At 44.2% G+C, this 17,321-nt stretch carries 11 protein-coding genes, 6 tRNA genes and 1 pseudogene; 13 read left to right on the forward strand and 5 right to left on the reverse strand.

All coding sequences use genetic code 11. From position 1 onward, the window contains the following. Positions 1-434: 434 nt before the first annotated feature. The gene (locus tag HUB64_RS20295) at positions 435-1,055 is read right to left on the reverse strand and encodes a tRNA-uridine aminocarboxypropyltransferase (RefSeq protein WP_173497731.1); all 621 of its coding nucleotides are present in this window, start codon (positions 1,053-1,055) and stop codon (positions 435-437) included. Between the two features lie 226 nt (positions 1,056-1,281). Here HUB64_RS20295 and HUB64_RS20300 point away from each other — a divergent pair, with 226 nt between their 5' ends. Beyond that, on the forward strand, positions 1,282-2,115 hold the full coding sequence (locus HUB64_RS20300) for a hypothetical protein (protein WP_173497732.1): 834 nt from the start codon (positions 1,282-1,284) through the stop codon (positions 2,113-2,115). A 170-nt stretch (positions 2,116-2,285) separates the two neighbouring features. Here the strand turns inward: HUB64_RS20300 and HUB64_RS20305 are convergent, their stop codons facing one another. Then, positions 2,286-3,494: a multidrug effflux MFS transporter gene (locus HUB64_RS20305; RefSeq protein ID WP_113940291.1), complete on the reverse strand. Its 1,209-nt coding sequence runs from the start codon at positions 3,492-3,494 to the stop codon at positions 2,286-2,288. 113 nt (positions 3,495-3,607) lie between these two features. Between HUB64_RS20305 and HUB64_RS20310 the strand changes: the two genes are divergently transcribed. Beyond that, positions 3,608-4,579: a LysR family transcriptional regulator gene (locus HUB64_RS20310; RefSeq protein ID WP_173497733.1), complete on the forward strand. Its 972-nt coding sequence runs from the start codon at positions 3,608-3,610 to the stop codon at positions 4,577-4,579. Positions 4,580-4,662: 83 nt separating this feature from the next. Here the strand turns inward: HUB64_RS20310 and HUB64_RS20315 are convergent. Beyond that, positions 4,663-5,124, reverse strand: a pseudogene (locus HUB64_RS20315) (methyl-accepting chemotaxis protein); the annotation flags it as partial. Between the two features lie 366 nt (positions 5,125-5,490). Here HUB64_RS20315 and HUB64_RS20320 point away from each other — a divergent pair. From HUB64_RS20320 to HUB64_RS20365, 10 genes are all read left to right on the forward strand, one after another. After that, positions 5,491-7,488, forward strand: coding sequence for a methyl-accepting chemotaxis protein (locus HUB64_RS20320; RefSeq protein ID WP_173244282.1), 1,998 nt, complete (start codon positions 5,491-5,493; stop codon positions 7,486-7,488). Positions 7,489-7,666: 178 nt separating this feature from the next. Next, a tRNA-Ser gene (locus tag HUB64_RS20325) sits at positions 7,667-7,757 on the forward strand. Between the two features lie 376 nt (positions 7,758-8,133). Then, positions 8,134-8,224, forward strand: a tRNA-Ser gene (locus tag HUB64_RS20330). Between the two features lie 478 nt (positions 8,225-8,702). Further along, positions 8,703-9,347: a UvrY/SirA/GacA family response regulator transcription factor gene (gene uvrY / locus HUB64_RS20335; RefSeq protein WP_006082070.1), complete on the forward strand. Its 645-nt coding sequence runs from the start codon at positions 8,703-8,705 to the stop codon at positions 9,345-9,347. A gap of 103 nt (positions 9,348-9,450) precedes the next feature. Continuing rightward, positions 9,451-11,280 (forward strand): excinuclease ABC subunit UvrC, encoded by a 1,830-nt coding sequence (uvrC, locus tag HUB64_RS20340; RefSeq protein WP_173497734.1) that lies wholly within the window; start codon positions 9,451-9,453, stop codon positions 11,278-11,280. A gap of 47 nt (positions 11,281-11,327) precedes the next feature. Then, entirely contained in the window at positions 11,328-11,876 is a 549-nt protein-coding gene (gene pgsA / locus HUB64_RS20345; protein ID WP_028759642.1) for a CDP-diacylglycerol--glycerol-3-phosphate 3-phosphatidyltransferase, read from the forward strand. Positions 11,877-12,090: 214 nt separating this feature from the next. Continuing rightward, positions 12,091-12,166 (forward strand) — tRNA-Gly (locus HUB64_RS20350). A 44-nt stretch (positions 12,167-12,210) separates the two neighbouring features. Further along, a tRNA-Cys gene (locus HUB64_RS20355) sits at positions 12,211-12,284 on the forward strand. 49 nt (positions 12,285-12,333) lie between these two features. Then, a tRNA-Leu gene (locus HUB64_RS20360) sits at positions 12,334-12,420 on the forward strand. Positions 12,421-12,557: 137 nt separating this feature from the next. Next, positions 12,558-12,644 (forward strand) — tRNA-Leu (locus tag HUB64_RS20365). Between the two features lie 466 nt (positions 12,645-13,110). Here the strand turns inward: HUB64_RS20365 and HUB64_RS20370 are convergent. Further along, positions 13,111-14,694, reverse strand: coding sequence for a glucan biosynthesis protein G (locus tag HUB64_RS20370; RefSeq protein WP_249195627.1), 1,584 nt, complete (start codon positions 14,692-14,694; stop codon positions 13,111-13,113). A gap of 452 nt (positions 14,695-15,146) precedes the next feature. Continuing rightward, the gene (pepE, locus tag HUB64_RS20375; protein WP_173497736.1) at positions 15,147-15,860 is read right to left on the reverse strand and encodes a dipeptidase PepE; all 714 of its coding nucleotides are present in this window, start codon (positions 15,858-15,860) and stop codon (positions 15,147-15,149) included. 435 nt (positions 15,861-16,295) lie between these two features. Between pepE and htpX the strand changes: the two genes are divergently transcribed. Further along, positions 16,296-17,159 carry a protease HtpX gene (htpX, locus tag HUB64_RS20380; RefSeq protein ID WP_006082065.1) on the forward strand — a complete coding sequence of 288 codons (864 nt, stop codon included), beginning with the start codon at positions 16,296-16,298 and terminating at the stop codon, positions 17,157-17,159. Positions 17,160-17,321 lie beyond the last annotated feature (162 nt).

Consider the following 17,321-nt stretch of genomic DNA (forward strand, 5'->3'; position numbering starts at 1 on the left):
ATGGCCTGGCAAAGCGCTCTCATCATTCTCAATAAAAACACCATATTTAAAGCTCGATAGCCCTGCCAGCACGCCATTTACTAATAGTAATGAATGGAATCTACTCCCCTGCAAAGCCAATGATGGCCTGGCAAAGCGCTCTCATCATTATCAATAAAAAAACCATATTTAAAGCTCGATAGCCCTGCCAGCACGCCATTTACTAATAGTAATGAATGGAATTACTCCCCTGCAAAGCAATTGGCTGGCAAAGCTATCTCATCATTTGCTGCGCAAATGAATCCCAGTTATTAAACCGTATTTCACATTACGTTAGCGTGATCTGAATAAGATTTTGACTATTTTAATTCGTACGGAGTCTCAAAAACTCAATAACTTAAAAGCACTAATTCATACCTAAAACATCTAAGACTCAATAGCCTTAACCCCATCAACTATACCTTACCACTGGATTCATTTGAGTTCTGATAACGAGCCTGCACTGTACTCGGCATCGCCTTAATCCGCAGTTCCACCATAGCATCAAATGCCATCATTAACGGCTGAACATCAAGGGTAGGATCGAGGGCGCTTAACATATAAGCGCAAGCTTCTAAGGTCGATAAACTATCGCTACGACTCGATTTACGGATCCGATAGCGCGATTCATAACCTTCAGCCAAATGCACCGCAGGATACTGGGTTAACCAAGAATTCAGCTGCAGCATTTTGAATGCCTTACGCCAAGTGCCATCGAGCAACAGCAATATACAATCAGGATTAATATGTTGCTGTTCAACACTTACACTTAACGCAGAGGGATAGACGAGATAAATAGGCTTATTACACGCCGCTAAATATTCCCGTAAACCTTTGAAGTCAGACTCGCTTTCACCCACATAAACTTGCGTTTTAGGTACAGCAAGACTCAATACCCGCACACTATTCTTCTTATGTTCGACTTCACTCGGGTGCTGTAAAACCACCAACTGAGTCATTGGAGAGATAGGCTGAACACTCGCACATAAGCAAGCATTTTGCGGATAACGACAGATAGAACAATAAAAACGCGACAAAGGCGCAGTCCTCTTAACTTTAGCCTAAAAACTAACACAGCTCACTCAAATTCAATATGCAAGACGGTTTAAGGCTCTATTTTTCAAGCTGTTTTTTTGTTGAACTTTTGTGACAACATCGTATAGTGACACCAGCAAGAACGCTAAGGTCAATAAGTTAAAACTGCTAACACTTAGCATTTATTATACTTTTCTTGCTTTCAGTACCCACAACAAGGACGATAAAATGGACAAAAGACTGATCAGTATTGCGGTTGTATTCGGATTATTGAGTACAAATACATTTGCAGCCACAGACAAAGCCTACCAACATGATGTCAATATTAACTATGGCGCCTCAAGTGAAGCATTTAGTGATGGCGGCTGGAGTGCTGACTATCGCTACTATTCTACCCCAGTTAGTCAAGATTCTGCGCCCTACGCAATAAGTGGCTTTTTAGCACAAACATCTAATATTGGTGGTAATTATAGTTTTAATGATGATTTAGACTCTTATGCTGTCAATGGAGAATATGTTTTCGCATCTAAATGGTTTGTTGGTGCAAATTACTTCAATCTAGATAATGATTTCTATAATGCTAATACTTATGGAATCAACTTAGGTTATTACTTTAACGCTACCTCGGCTGTTTATGCTAGCTACTCCAGTAGTGACGGTGATTATGATGCTGGATTTGGATCAAAAGGAAATTCTGACAATGATGCGTTCGGCATAGGAATACGCAGTTTTATTCCTTTGCAATCGACAGCAGGTATTGATTTGCAAGCAAACATCTACTACAGCCAGTCTGATAATACGCTAACTAACGGCCCTAACGGTCAATATAACAATAGCAATAACAGTACAATTGTAAACTTAACTGCTGATTGGTACATGACTCGCGCTTGGTCTATCGGCGCAAACTACAGTATTCAAGACGATAAGGACCCTTACAGCATTAATACTGCTTATCACTGGCGTATTACAGACTTAATATCCGCTCGAGCTGGTATTGCCAAGTCATTTGAACCCGATTGGGATGGCGTTGATATTTCACTTAGTCTCAACGGCCGCTTTTAAATAAAAAATGCCCGCAGCTTGTGGTTAGCAAGACTGCGGGCAAAGGGTTTACAGAATATACTCAGCAGCACTGATTTCACAAACAGCCCTGTTTACTCTTGAAGCATCGTCATCACAATCGATCATATGATGGGTCTAATCCCGCTTTATCGCTCCTGAACTCAATACTACTAATGCTCGCCAACTAACTGCTCTTGGTGCCAGTGGTCGAATCGACTCAGCGCCATCATCAACAATAAACCGATAGAAAACACGCCCATGACGAGTGCCACTGCATAAGGTGCAGTTAAATTCGTTTGCTGTATAAGTCCAGCTAAAACGGATGCACCACTCATCTGAATAAAACCTAGCATAGCCGCGGCAGTCCCCGCTCGCTCACCGAAAGCTGACAGCGCCATACTCGTCGCAGGGCCGAGTAAAAAGGCAAATCCCACACATAACAACATCATAGGTAACATGAAGTTAAAAGCTGCTGCCATCCCTGTATTTGGACCAAACTGTTGGCCCGCCACTGTCGCCACTGAAGACAGAACGAGTAAGGACAGAGCCAAAATAACCGTTGGACGATTACCCAGTTTGCGAATGACGATCGGTGCCGCAAAACAGGCCACGATATTGAACACAGCATTGAGACCGAATAAACCACTAAACGCCAGCTCAGAAACCCCTAAATGCCCAATCAACCACACAGGCGCATAAGACACATAACTCAAAATAGCCGCCATAGCAGACATACAAGCAAAGGCATAAAACAAAAAGTGGGTGTTACCGAGTACAGGTTTGAATCTACCCCAACGGTAAAGTGGGCCAGTAGTAACAGTGTTGGCTGGACGAGTCTCAGGTAAGCGATAACCAACAACGAGCATCATCAACATGGCATATAACGTCATGAAAACGAAGGTTGAACGCCAGCCGAATTGCATCGCTAACAAGCCACCTAAGGTTGGTGCTAAAGCTGGGATCACACAAATCGCGCCATTTAAGTAACTGTAAATTTTAGCGCCTTCTTTTTGTGAGTAGCAGTCGCGCACTGCACTAAACACCACAATAGAAGTTGAACAGGCGGCTAAACCTTGCAGCACACGAGCAATCTGTAACCAATGAAATTCGATGGCCGCGGCAGCGAGAAGACTACTTGCGCCGTAGAGTAAGACCCCGAAAATGGCCACAGGACGGCGGCCATAACGGTCGGCTAATGGCCCAATCAACACTTGGCCTAAGCCCATGGCGAATAAAAACAATACGAGTGTGGATTGCACATCACTGGCAGATACGGCGAATTCTGTCGCCATAGTTGGCATTGAAGGTAAATAAATATCGATGGCTAATGGGCTGAGCAGCACCATAGACATCAGGATAGGTAACAGATTGCGCCGCATAAATAATCTCAGTTGATCAGGGAAAGGTATTTCAGTGGGCGCTATTTTAATTAACTCAAGGTATGAACAGAAATGGTATAATTTCCAAAGTAAATTTCCTCTGAGGAATATCTGTGAATATCGACAACTTAGCCAGAATCGATTTGAACTTGCTGGTCATACTCAAAGTACTGCTAGAGGAACAGAGTGTCACTCGCGCCGCCAGCCGATTACATATAAGCCAGTCAGCACTCAGTAAGAGCTTAAATCGACTCAGAGAAACCTTAGATGATCCCCTATTTCAGCGCACGGCGCATGGCTTAAAACCCACCGCGCACGCCCTCATTCTTGGGCAAAAACTACCAAATATATTGCAAGACTTGTATCAACTCACTCAGCCTCCGACCTTTAATCCTGCCAGTAGCAATCGACAATTTTCTTTTGCCATGGTGGAAAGCGCCTATGAAACCTTAATCCCATATTTTATCGGTCCTATGCTGACCACGGCACCCAACGTCAAACTTGACTCCTATGTCTGGACCGAAAAATCGATGCAGGATTTGCAGCAAGGGCAAATCGACTTTGGCATTTCAGGGCGGGATTTGCATCCACTGTCGGATTTTCAAGTGGATCGCCTGCCCGAAGGGATTGCCTATCAAACATTATTTACCGATCAACAAGTCTGCTTAGTGCGAGAAGATCACCCGCTGATGGCGGCGATCACCTCAGAACAATGGAATTTACCCCTTTACCTCGATATGGCCCATGTGCAGGTTCGTTGTGAAGGTAGTGATTGGTGGGCACTGGATTACTTTCTTGCCGATCTTGGGCATAGACGCCGGATCAGCACGACTGTACCCGACTTTTATGGTGCCGCCAGCGTTTGCGCCCACAGCAATTTAATCTTCACTCTGCCGTCGAGCTTTGCCCGTCACGCCTGCCAACTTTATCCGCTCAAACAACTGCCACTGCCTTTCGAATTTATGCCAATGGCCTATGTGCTGTTATGGCATCAAAGAAATGATGAAGATCAAGGGCATAAATGGATTAGAGAAACCATTTGTCAAAGTGTGGCTAAGTTATTCAATCCCAAAGAAATGCTTTAACACGACAAAAACGGTCAGTAAAAAGCCCGACAAAGCAAAGGCTTTATCGGGCTAATATCGAGGCACGCTATTAAGAATAGCGATTACAGAATAAATGTCGCGACTTGCGCATTCAGGTCATTAGCGCGAGCTTTTAAGCCCCTCGCCTGTGCCAAATCTGCCATGGCCGATGCGGTAATCTCATCGGTCACATCTTTAATCGCAACAGTATTCTGAGTTATTTCACCCGTCACTTGAGTCTGTTCTTCCGCTGCGGTAGCAATTTGGCCTGCCATATCAGAAATCACGTTGACCGCTTGCGTAATCTCTTCAAGGGCTTTCGCCGCGGCATTTGCATCTTCTACGCTATGACCCGCTAATGCTTGGCTGCTTTCCATCAAGCTGACTGCTCGAGCGGTAGTCCGTTGTAGCGTTTCAATCGTGGTATGTACTTCCTGAGTCGAATCCTGTGTACGACGTGACAGTACTCGAACTTCATCGGCAACGACCGCAAAACCACGGCCTTGCTCGCCAGCACGAGCCGCTTCAATGGCTGCGTTAAGCGCNGCGGCTTTTTGCATTTATACAGTTTGAACCTTTGGGTTCCTAATTTGAAGCGCAGCTCCTCTGCCATATTCACGAGAAAGGCCATCAGTAATGATGGCTTTTTTGTTTGTGCAATTTGAACCCTTGGGTTCCTGATTTGAAGCGGAGCTCCTCCGCCATATTCACGAGAAAGGCCATCAGTAATGATGGCCTTTTTTATCCGCGCTTCTCATTTATGGTCTACACTAAGTTTGTGGCCAAGTTAATGGTTTTTATGGCCTTTAAAATTTGCACTAGGATGGTGCGACGTATGATTCTCGACAGTCTTGGACCATACGGCCGAACAATTCTCCCATCTGGGTGACTTATTTTAAGTAGAGAAAGCTATGTTGTTACCTACACGTATTTCGCAGCGGCTCACAATGGGCAGTGTAGTGCTGCTTCTACTGACCGGGCTCGCGGTTTTTGGTGTGATGTCACTTCGAGGGCAGCCTCGAGTGGTGGCGGCGAGTCAAGAGTTAATTGAGCAAACGGGTAGCAGTATCGTAAGGCAACTCGCCCTTAAGTTGGCAAGCATTGAGGGGATTACTTTAAGCCTTGCACACCTCGCCGAAGTGTTGCCCCACGAGCAAGCTCTTTATCTTAATTCTTTACCTAATCTAATTGATAACAATGGCGATCTCACTATTGCTGGCGGTGGGATCTGGCCTGAGCCAGATAAATTCGTCGCTGGGGGTATCCGCCACAGTTTCTTCTGGGCCCGTGGTAGCGATAATCTACTGGCTTATTCGGATGACTATAATGCGCCATCTGGCCCTGGGTATCATAATGATCCTTGGTATACGGGCGCGCGGACTAGCTCAGTATCTCAATGTTTATGGTCAGAGGCTTATCAAGATCCAGTCACAAAGGTGGCTATGGTGACATGTAGTGTGCCATATCGTCTCACGGGGACATTTGCAGGGGTCGCAACGATAGATTTAAAACTTGATGATTTAGCCAAATTTTTAACAGAACATGGCAATGTAACTGACGGTTATGCTTTCGCTTTAGACCAAGCGGGTAATATCTTACATTTTCCTGAAACGAATAAGTCCGACACTATGTTGCGTTTTACGGATCTCGTCGGGCAGTTACCTTGGCTTGCCCCCGTTGAAACTGCACTTAAGCAAACCTCAATCAACAAAGTGGTGTCTGTAAGCTTAAATAAGGATGGAAGACTTAATCAGGCGAGTGAGGTGAGCCTTTTTGTAATGCCTGATACTGGATGGGTGATTGGCCTTGTGACGCCTAAAACGCGAGTCACAGGGCTTGCCCGTGAGCTGACATTTGATATTTTATTGTTTTTATTACCATTACTCGCCATTTTACTTTCTCTGGCTTGGTTATCGGGTAAAAAACTGTTGGCGCAACTTGAGGAAACCACAGATCAAATTGCTTCCCTTGGGAGCGGTAGTTTGGGGGCGAATGTTGAACTGCAAATTCAGCGGGATGATGAGATTGGTGCTTTGCGCCGAGCCGTAAACACCTATGCAGGGACGTTAAGGGCAATGTTAGATCTGATCACTCAAGAAGCGAAGAAAATTCAATTTGAGGCAACGCAATTAAGCGGACTTAGCCGTAAGTTAGCTCAGCGCGCAGAGCAACAGCGGCTGGAGAGTGCACAATTAGCCGCTGCGATAACGCAAATGTCTTCAAGCGCTATGGAAGTCGCGAATAATACCAATGACTGTGCTGCAACTGCGCAATCGTCTTTGATTGTAGTGCGAGAAGGGCAAACCCGTGTTGCAGCCAGCAATACTTCTATTGAGGCATTATCAGGAGAAATTGCCAACGCAACTAAGGTGATATCCCAATTGGCCCAAGACAGTCAAAAGGTGGGCGCTGTATTAGATGTGATTAAGGCGATTTCTGAGCAGACTAATTTGCTCGCTCTCAATGCGGCAATTGAGGCGGCTAGAGCGGGCGATCAGGGCCGCGGTTTTGCAGTCGTTGCTGATGAAGTTCGAACTCTTGCGGGGCGAACTCAAGATTCGGCCAATGAAATTAGTACCATGATTAACGCTTTGCAATCGGCTTCGCGGCTCGCTGTGCAAGCAATGCAAGCTGGGGAGTCCCGCACTGTCCATGCAGTTGCGGAGGCTGAGGGCGCTGCCAATTCTCTATCGAGTACCGTACAAAGTTTCGATGATATTTCACAGCGTGCCCAACAAATCGCGTTAGCTGCTCAGCAGCAAAGCCAAGTCACTCAAGAAATTAATGAGTTGGCAGTGCGAATAAATAGCATTAGTGAAGATAACTCCCTCGATGCAACGGCGCTTGATGTGTTAAGCCTTGAGATGCAGAAACTATCTGACCGTTTAATCAATATCAATCGAGCTTAGTCTTAATATAGTGTGAAGTGTGCCACCTTAAAATGGCGCTTCAACTGATAAGGGATTCAAAGATAAGTTGAATAACGCGATATTTTTAAGCGGATTGGATGTAGATTGACCATGTAGATTGCTTCTTTAAATTAAGGGTTTACAGCAGAGTAGTTGATAGCTATTATCTCGCTCGTTCGGAGGGGTGGCAGAGTGGTTTAATGCACCGGTCTTGAAAACCGGCGTGGGTTTATAGCCCACCCAGGGTTCAAATCCCTGCTCCTCCGCCATATTTACGAGAAAGGCCATCATTACTGATGGCCTTTTTTGTTTGTGCAATTTGAACCAAGGTTCCTCATTCTAAGTTCAGCTCCTCCGCCATATTTAGTCAAAATGCCGCTAAGCAATTAGCGGCTTTTTGCATTTATACAGTTTGAACCCTTGGGTTCCTGATTTGAAGCGCAGCTCCTGCGCCATATTCACAAGAAAGGCCATCAGCATTGATGGCCTTTCTTGTTTGTGCAATTTTCATTTCAGTTTTCTCATCCTAAGCCCTTTGTTGTTCACGGCTTTCGATTTAAGTGAATATGAAATAGTCAATCAACGCTATTAACCATAAATTTAAGTTTACAGTGGCGACAGAGATAGCTATTATCTCGCTCGTTCGGAGGGGTGGCAGAGTGGTTTAATGCACCGGTCTTGAAAACCGGCGTGGGTTTATAGCCCACCCAGGGTTCAAATCCCTGCTCCTCCGCCATATTTTACAAAAAAGGCCATGTTTATTCATGGCCTTTTTTGTGTGTGAAATTTGAACTAGGGTTCTTCATTCTAAGCGTAGCTCCTACGCTTTTTTGCATTTAAGCTATTTAAAAACCTTAGGTTCCTGATTCTAAGCGTATCTCTTCTGCTATTTTCACGTGAAAGGCTATCAGTAATGATGGCCTTTTGTTTTTCTTGAACTGAAAAATTGCCTATATTTGCTGGATATTTTGATATCGATTTAACAGGGATTTTAGGCTGGTCATTCTGGGGTTATTGCTTCGTTTTTAAACGCTTTTTATTGGTATGCTATTCTGGAATCCTTCCTTTAAATATCATCTAGTTAACAATGTTGAATTTATGCTTTGCGAAATGGGGTTGTTGGGCTAAATTAGCCCTATGAACTCGTTATCCGTTTGCCATGTTGCTTTTTCTAACACACGGATCGAGCTGTAAATTGTAAAAGGTGGGTTAAGTTGATTTCGATATATTTGGTTGACGATCATGAGCTTGTGAGAACTGGGATCCGCCGCATCTTGGAAGATGAACGTGGGATCAAAGTCGTGGGCGAAGCCCCTGATGGTGAGACTGCGGTGCAGTGGGCTCGCCAGAATGAAGCGGATGTGATCTTAATGGATATGAATATGCCTGGGATGGGCGGATTGGAAGCCACTCGAAAAATTTTACGATATCAACCCCATGCAAAAATTATTGTATTAACTGTACACACGGAAGATCCGTTCCCAAGTAAGGTGATGCAGGCTGGCGCTTCGGGCTATTTAACAAAAGGAGCGACGCCGCCGGAAGTACTGCAAGCGATTCGTCAGGTCTCTCGCGGACAACGTTATTTGTCCCCAGAAATTGCCCAACAGATGGCGCTGAGTCAGTTTAATCCCGCCGATGAAAACCCGTTTAAGTCTTTGTCTGAACGTGAGTTACAGATCATGTTGATGATCACTAATGGCGAGAAGGTTAACGATATTTCTGAGCAACTGAACTTAAGTCCTAAAACCGTTAACAGTTACCGTTATCGTTTATTTGCTAAGCTGGGGATCAGTGGTGATGTCGAACTAACGCGGTTAGCTATTCGCTATAAGATGTTGGATGCTGGCCATTTTTAATGGAAAGTGGATTGCGTTGGTCGATGACTTTAATCTAGCGAGTTCTTGGGTTACATGTTCCTATGTTGTTTGTGTTAAGTCTTCAAAACTGTGGGTGTGAATGATGTCTAATGAATTTAACGCCCAAAGTTTCTTACGTACTGTTTCATCCTCTGCTGGGGTTTATCGCATGTATGACGTCAAGAATGACGTCATTTATGTGGGTAAAGCAAAAGATCTTAAAAAACGGCTCAGCTCGTATTTTCGTAAAAACCTCGGTAATGTTAAGACCCAAGCCTTAGTCTCACATATTCACCATATTGATGTGACGCTGACCCACAGTGAAACAGATGCTCTGTTGCTTGAGAATGATTACATCAAGCAATACATGCCAAAATACAATGTGTTGTTGCGTGATGACAAATCTTACCCTTACATCTTATTAAGCCAGCATGAGCACCCAAGGCTTGCCTATCATCGCGGTCCGCAGCGGGAAAAAGGCCACTATTTTGGTCCTTATCCCAATGGCGGTGCTGTGCGTGAAAGCCTGCATTTGATGCAGAAGCTGTTTCCAATTCGTCAATGTGACGACCTTTACTACAAATCGCGCTCACGGCCCTGTTTACAATATCAACTTTCCCGTTGTAGCGCGCCCTGTGTGGGTAAAGTCAGTAACGCTGATTATGATGAGCAAGTGAAATTAGCCAGCCTGTTTTTAAAGGGGAAAGATCAGCAAGTGATCAGCGCCTTGGTTGATAAAATGGAACTTGCGGCTGAGCAGCAAGCCTATGAACAGGCAGCACGATTTCGCGATCAGATCATGGCGCTGCGTAAAGTTGCCGAGCAACAGGAAGTCTCTAATAATAAAGGCGATATGGATGTTATTGGGGGGCATTATGCGTCAGGCATCGCCTGTTTCCACCTGCTATTTATCCGCGAAGGTAAAATTTTTGGCAGTCGTAGTTATTATCCTTCAGTGCCAGCCCAAACTGATATGGATGAAGTGCTGCGCTCCTTTATCCTACAGTTTTATTTAAATGCAGATATTCAACGCACTATTCCAAAAGAAGTGGTGATTAGCCATAATTTTGAAGAATTACATGAACTTGAAGCGGCAATTTCAGAGGCGCTAGATAAAAAGTTTTCGATTAAGACCAATGTTCGCGCCGACAGGGCGAGCTTCTTACGTTTAGCCGTGACCAATGCGACGAATGCAGTGGTTACGCGCTTGTCCCATAAAAATACGGTCGAGCAGCGTTTTGTGTTACTCGAAGAAATCTTAGAGTTGAGTGGGCCTATCCAGCGGATGGAATGTTTCGATATCAGTCATACCATGGGAGAGAGCACCGTTGCCTCCTGTGTGGTATTTAATCGAGAAGGGCCGCATAAAGGCGAGTATCGTCGTTATAACATCGAGGGTATTACGCCGGGCGATGATTACGCGGCAATGAAGCAAGCGGTAAGCCGCCGTTTCGATAAGATTGAGGCAGGCGGTAAAATCCCTGACATTCTGTTTATCGATGGCGGACTAGGGCAGTTGCGTATTGCCCAAAAGATAGTGGATGAAAAGTTTGTTCATTTGGATAAAGCACCGCAGCTTATTGGGGTGGCGAAAGGTGAGGGCCGTAAACCTGGGCTTGAAACCTTGATCTTAGGGGATACCGAAACCAGCTTTTCCCTCGAAGGGGATTCGCCAGCACTGCACCTTATCCAACATATTCGTGATGAATCCCATCGATTTGCAATCACTGGCCACCGTAACCGTCGCCAGAAAACCCGTAATACTTCAACATTGGAATCGATTCCTGGTATTGGCCCTAAACGTCGTAAAGCTTTGTTACAGCATTTAGGAGGATTGCAGGAAGTGAAAGGGGCAAGTGTGGCGGAATTAGTCAAAGTACCAGGGATCAGCATAGAAATGGCACAAACCATTCATGATGCATTGCGAGGGTGATAAAATTAAGGCAAGATTGGCGCTGCTTTTGACTAACTGGTTTGATCATGCCGTTTAACTTACCTATAGCATTAACTCTTTTCAGGCTTTTTTTACTGCCCATTTTTGTGGTGCTGTTTTATTTACCCTATGACTGGACCCCTTTTGTTGCCGCATTTACCTTTTGGCTCGCGGCGTTAACGGATGCATTAGATGGTTATGCTGCCCGTAAATTGAAACAATTAACTCGTTTTGGCGCTTTTCTTGACCCAGTCGCTGATAAGTTGATGGTGATTACAGCTTTAGTTTTGTTGGTCGATCAATACGCGAATATCTGGCTGACATTGCCCGCCCTGTTTATGATTGGTCGCGAGATTGTCATTTCAGCGTTGAGGGAATGGATGGCTGAAATTGGTAAACGTGGTACTGTCGCCGTGTCTTGGATTGGTAAATATAAGACGGCTGCGCAAATGGTGGCAATTATTGGGCTGATTTGGCAATACAATCCTTTAATGACTAATGCCGCATTTGTACTGTTATATATCGCCGCTGTATTAACGTTTTGGTCAATGATGAGTTACATTTTAGCCGCTTGGAAAGATCTTACCGCTGAATAGTGCAATAAAAAATCAAAGAGATTATTTAGTGTGCAAGCAGTAAGTTATCGATAAAACAGCGGTTGACACTGGGTGGTAAATCGGTAGAATGCCACCCCGTAGACAAGAGGCAATGTGCAAACAAAGTCTTAACGTTACCAAATATTGATGTTTGATATTAGCTAGGTAATAAAGTGAAATGCTTTGTTTATCTGAGTGACTAGTAAAACAAGATGCGACATTAGCTCAGTTGGTAGAGCGATACCTTGCCAAGGTATAGGTCATCGGTTCGAACCCGATATGTCGCTCCAATATTTTTAAAGTCTAATTCTACTCAACATGAGTTAGCAACTATGGCGCGATGGCAGAATGGCTATGCTGCGGATTGCAAATCCGTCGATCTCGGTTCGACTCCGGGTCGCGCCTCCATAGATTAAAATATTAATGACACGATTCCCGTCGTTAATATCAAGAGTTTGCCCGAGTGGTGGAATCGGTAGACACAAGGGATTTAAAATCCCTCGCTGGTAACAGCGTGCCAGTTCAAGTCTGGCCTCGGGTACCATTATTTTGATAGTGATGGTAAAAATAAAGTCCGAATCTTCAATAGGCTTTATTAAATAGATTTATTAGTGTTAAGCGTTAATGATTTAGAGTTAATAATATTTTTGACATGATTCCCGTCATGAATATTCAGAGTTTGCCCGAGTGGTGGAATCGGTAGACACAAGGGATTTAAAATCCCTCGCTGGTAACAGCGTGCCAGTTCAAGTCTGGCCTCGGGTACCAAAAAAGAAAAAGCCTCGATATTTATATCGAGGCTTTTTTGCATTTAGATTTCTACTTTTAGTCGGCATTCTTTGTGAGGGGTTTAAGGTCAAACTTGACTGACGCACTTAACTTACTGCTTACTTTAGTTCGCAGAGGTCCTTGCGGCGACGCACATCAGGAGAGGCTAATAACCCTAAAATCACACAATAGTGCTACGTTTTAAGCTGATAGTGTCATTTTGAAGTAAGCCAGCAGTTATGCTGGCAGAGAAGTCGAGCGATAAGGTATGGGATTATGTTTGCTGAAAAGCAGATCGTGAGTTTTTAGCTTTGGCTTGTTCTATTTATGCTAGAGATAAAACCTATAAATAGTAAGCCTATAAATAAAACCCTAGGCATAAAAAAACGCCAGTAAAAACTGGCGCTTTTATTCATTTACTCGGTCAGTTTATGCTTGTTAGACAGTGATACTAGTGAATATCAGCTTATTGCCAATCATCGCTATTCCAGCGGTACAGCCAAGTCGCTGCAAGTGGTTTATCGTCTTTCTTAAGCTGTATTCTCAGTTCGGCTACATTGGTACTTTCTGGTTCGAAGCTGATAAATACTCGAGCGCCATTGATGTCTGGGTGGGCGACAATCCGAGACGACAGGATTTTACCTTTGCTGATGCTGGCATCGATGATAATTTTATCAATATCTTGCGGCTTGATGTTACTGAAATCAATAAGTAATTCTTTGCCTTTTGCTAAGACTTGCCCCTTAGTACTGCGGACAACACGTGCTTTTGACGCCGTAGAAGGGCTGTCGTTTGAGGCTGTTATGCGATAGGAGTATTTATAGGGCTGATCCTTTTTCAGTCCGCCTTGCGGCTCCCAATAGGCAACTATGTTGTCGTTGGTTTCAGCATTAGAGGGAATTTCAAGCAACACCAGTTGGCCTTTGCCCCAATCATTGAGGGGTTCAATCCATGCTGAAGGTCGAAGTTGATAGTTCGCACTCAGATCTTGATAGTCTTCAAATTTACGATGGCGCTGGATAAGACCAAACCCCTTTATATCTTCATCGCCAAAAGCACTGATCTGCAGTTTGTTAGGATTATTTAATGGACGCCATAGGCGCTCGCCATTACCGCGATCGATTTGTAGGCCGTCGGAGTTATGTACTTGTGGGCGGTAATCGGGTTTATCTGAGTTATCGAGTCCGCCAAAGAGGAACATAGAGGTCAGCGGTGCAAGACCCACATGCTGGATATCTTTGCGTGGGAATAAGGTTACATCCACTTCGACACGTGATGGTGCGCCGGGATAAATACCAAAACGATAGGCGCCAGTGACACTTTGGCTATCTAGCAGAGCATGAACCACAATTGCCGTCTGATATTTAGATGGACGCTCGACCCAGAAACGCTTAAACAGGGGATATTCTTCACCTTTTGGCTGAGCGACATCAATCGCTAAACCACGATTAGACAAGCCATAGGTTTGCCCTTTAGAGAGCACGCGAAAATAGCTCGCACCTTGAAACATGATAAATTCATCTTTTATTTCATCATCATTGATAGGGTAATGTAAACGCACACCCGCGTATTGGCCCACTTGAGTGATGAGTTTTTCAATGGTGTCGTTAGGGACATCGAATGAAGCTTCTGTTAGCTCAATTGGAATAGCTTTGCTGTTTTCGACCACGTCGATATCGACAAGGTTTTTATAGAGAAAGCCTGGAGCAAAAAGTTGTACCGAAAATTTGGTCGGTGTTCCGCCCCAAATCGCGGCATTTTCTTGGTAATTGATTTTACCATAGGTCGCGAAATCGAGATCAACCAGTTCTTTAGGTGCTTTTTTCGCTTCTTTAAATGGCTTTTGCGACAGTTGTTGAGCGAGTTCAATGACTGTGTCTTGGGAGAATTTTTTAGATTTCTTCTCTGGTGCAGGCGTTGGTGTTGTCTCTGCCGCTGCGGCATTGACGTTGTTTATGCCGACGACATAGACGATGGCGGTCAAGATGACAAAAGGTAGTTTTTTGAGTAATGCCGGATAACCGGTAGGGTAATTCATCATAAGATTCATTCGCAAAATGGAAACTCCTTACTAAAATGACGCTGATTCATAGGCACAATGTATGCTTCAGTCTATCTAATCCCTAAATATTAATAACTTGTCTGCTATAAAATCCTCAGTCGTGGGATTCGAGTAGCTGAGGTAAGGGATAATTTTACCTGCGTAGCTAGAGATTTGTAACATAAATTATGCTTGGCGCTATTTTAGGTGCCGTTCTCAATACTTTGCGGTGTGATTTTACGATAAGTAATAGCAATTGGTACTGCAGTAAAAACTGTCTTGGCTGAGCTAACACTGTTCTCATTGAATTCAGTGGCGTTTTTACACAAAATTGGTGCAGTTGAATCGATAGTGTTAATTAAAAGCTTACAATATCAAATAGTTAATCTTAATTATTGCTAATGAGTGATTCAGGCTCACGGTATTAACTGTGAGCCCATTTAGATATGCTAACGTGGATATTATGACTTGAGTAAGTGCGATAGGTCACTGCCCACAGGAATTAGGATCTCTTGCTGCTCACCACAGAATAAATACGCAGGTTTGTCACCTAAGAGTGATAGTGTGTCTCCTTGTCGCCACAAAGCTGAGCCTTCAACTATGCCGATCACTGGGGTTAATGGGTCGACTTTAGTGAATTCTAATAACCGTTGGGCACGGGTTTCACCATTGTGGCCCGGTGCTTGGTAATTGGAATAGTGTGGATTGAGCTGGAACGGCACTAAGTTTAATGCGTTGAACGAAGGCGGTTCGATGATCGGCATATCATTAGTGGTGCGAATACTCAGTCCCGATACGTTTGAACCCGCGCTCCAGCCGATATAAGGTTTACCAAGGGCGACTTGCTCACGAATAAGCGCGACCAGATCATAACGATATAGTTGGTGTAACAGGTGAAAGGTGTTACCCCCACCGATTAAAATACCATCGGCATCTTTTATTGCTTGTTTAGGGTCTGGATGCTGATGAATACCACTGATATCGAGTTCAAGCTCAGCTAGCCCAGTCACGACAGACGCTAAATAAGTGTCATAACTCATGCTAACCCCTGCATAGGGGATAAAAATCCATTTTTGTGCGTTGGCGGTGAGCGGTTTAATAAAAGGGATCGCGTGGGCAAGATAAGGCGTATCACCGACACGAGAGCTGCTCAGTAGTAGGGCGTTGATTGTCATTTTGTATCCTGAAATCTCGGAGTGTATTGGTATGTTAACAAAGATTAATTCCGATAAACATAGAGAGTTAAAGCAGAATTGCGCCATAGCACGGCTAGCGGTGGTGTTTTTCAAGATAGTGATCCCCACCAAGATGGAGCGTTCTGGGCATTCTACTTCTGTGTGGCATCAATGCAAAAGTCAGAGATTGATGCGCCTTGAATTAAAGCTCTCAGAACGCGATGAAACTCGTATCTTGAGGTTGCTTGGGCATAAGTTTAAGTTTCGATTAATATACTGTCCCTAGACTCTCGGCCATGAAAGGCAGTGTCTATATACGAGAAAAATAACCTATTTTAAAAACTCTTTTCTTTTACCACTTGAATTTCGATGATTTGGACATATTATGTCTTTGAACAAAGTTAAATGGCCTATTCTTGCCCTAAAGGAGCTGAAATGAAGCGTATATTTCTATTGATTGCGACTAACCTAGCTGTGTTGCTAGTAGCCTCAATTGTGATGTCTATTCTAGGCGTGAACACGTCTACTATGGGTGGACTGCTGGTGTTCGCTGCCATTTTTGGATTCGGTGGGGCCTTTATCAGCTTAGCCATTTCAAAATGGATGGCGAAAAAGACCATGGGTTGTGAAGTCATCACTACCCCACGTGACAGTACCGAACGTTGGTTAGTGGAGACGGTTGCCCGTCAAGCTAAGCAAGCAGGGATTAAAATGCCAGAAGTGGCGATTTATCAATCGCCTGACATGAATGCGTTCGCTACTGGTCCAAGTAAAGACAATTCATTAGTGGCTGTCAGTACGGGTCTGTTATATGGCATGAGCCAAGATGAAATTGAAGGCGTATTAGCCCACGAAGTGAGCCACGTAGCTAACGGTGACATGGTGACCTTGACACTGATCCAAGGTGTGGTTAACACGTTCGTGATCTTCGCGGCCCGTGTGGTTGCTGGTATTATCAACAACTTCGTGTCGAGTAATGATGAAGAAGGCGAAGGTTTAGGTATGTTCGCTTACATGGCCGTTGTTTTCGTACTGGATATGCTATTCGGTATCTTGGCTTCAATTATCGTCGCTTACTTCTCACGTATTCGTGAGTATAAAGCCGATGAAGGTGCGGCACGTTTAGCGGGTAAAGGTAAGATGATTGCTGCGCTTGAGCGTTTACGCCAAGGCCCTGAAAGTACGGCAATGCCTGCACAAATGTCAGCCTTCGGTATTAACGGCAAACGTTCAATGGCAGAAATGATGATGAGTCATCCTCCATTAGAGAAACGTATTGCTGCGTTAAGAGCAAGCTAATAGATAGTGAGTTAGATTTTAAGTTTTAAGACTCACAATTTCGGGCTCAAACTTTGGTTTGAGCCCGATTTTTTATGCCTGCCATTTAACTCACATTTGATGAAGCAAAAAGACGCCGCTATGAGAATCATCACACCGCGTTAAATACCATCGCAGGTAAAT

The sequence above is a fragment of the Shewanella sp. ISTPL2 genome, from assembly GCF_013283205.1.
GTDB classification, from domain to species: domain Bacteria; phylum Pseudomonadota; class Gammaproteobacteria; order Enterobacterales; family Shewanellaceae; genus Shewanella; species Shewanella oncorhynchi.

What these genes read in the sequence shown, in the direction of transcription:
- HUB64_RS20305 (WP_113940291.1), bottom strand. Translation starts at nt 3,494, where the DNA reads ATGCGGCGCAATCTGTTACCTATCCTGATGTCTATGGTGCTGCTCAGC.
- htpX (WP_006082065.1), top strand. Translation starts at nt 16,296, where the DNA reads ATGAAGCGTATATTTCTATTGATTGCGACTAACCTAGCTGTGTTGCTA.
- HUB64_RS20320 (WP_173244282.1), top strand. Translation starts at nt 5,491, where the DNA reads ATGTTGTTACCTACACGTATTTCGCAGCGGCTCACAATGGGCAGTGTA.
- pgsA (WP_028759642.1), top strand. Translation starts at nt 11,328, where the DNA reads ATGCCGTTTAACTTACCTATAGCATTAACTCTTTTCAGGCTTTTTTTA.
- uvrC (WP_173497734.1), top strand. Translation starts at nt 9,451, where the DNA reads ATGTCTAATGAATTTAACGCCCAAAGTTTCTTACGTACTGTTTCATCC.
- HUB64_RS20370 (WP_249195627.1), bottom strand. Translation starts at nt 14,694, where the DNA reads ATGAATCTTATGATGAATTACCCTACCGGTTATCCGGCATTACTCAAA.
- HUB64_RS20300 (WP_173497732.1), top strand. Translation starts at nt 1,282, where the DNA reads ATGGACAAAAGACTGATCAGTATTGCGGTTGTATTCGGATTATTGAGT.
- pepE (WP_173497736.1), bottom strand. Translation starts at nt 15,860, where the DNA reads ATGACAATCAACGCCCTACTACTGAGCAGCTCTCGTGTCGGTGATACG.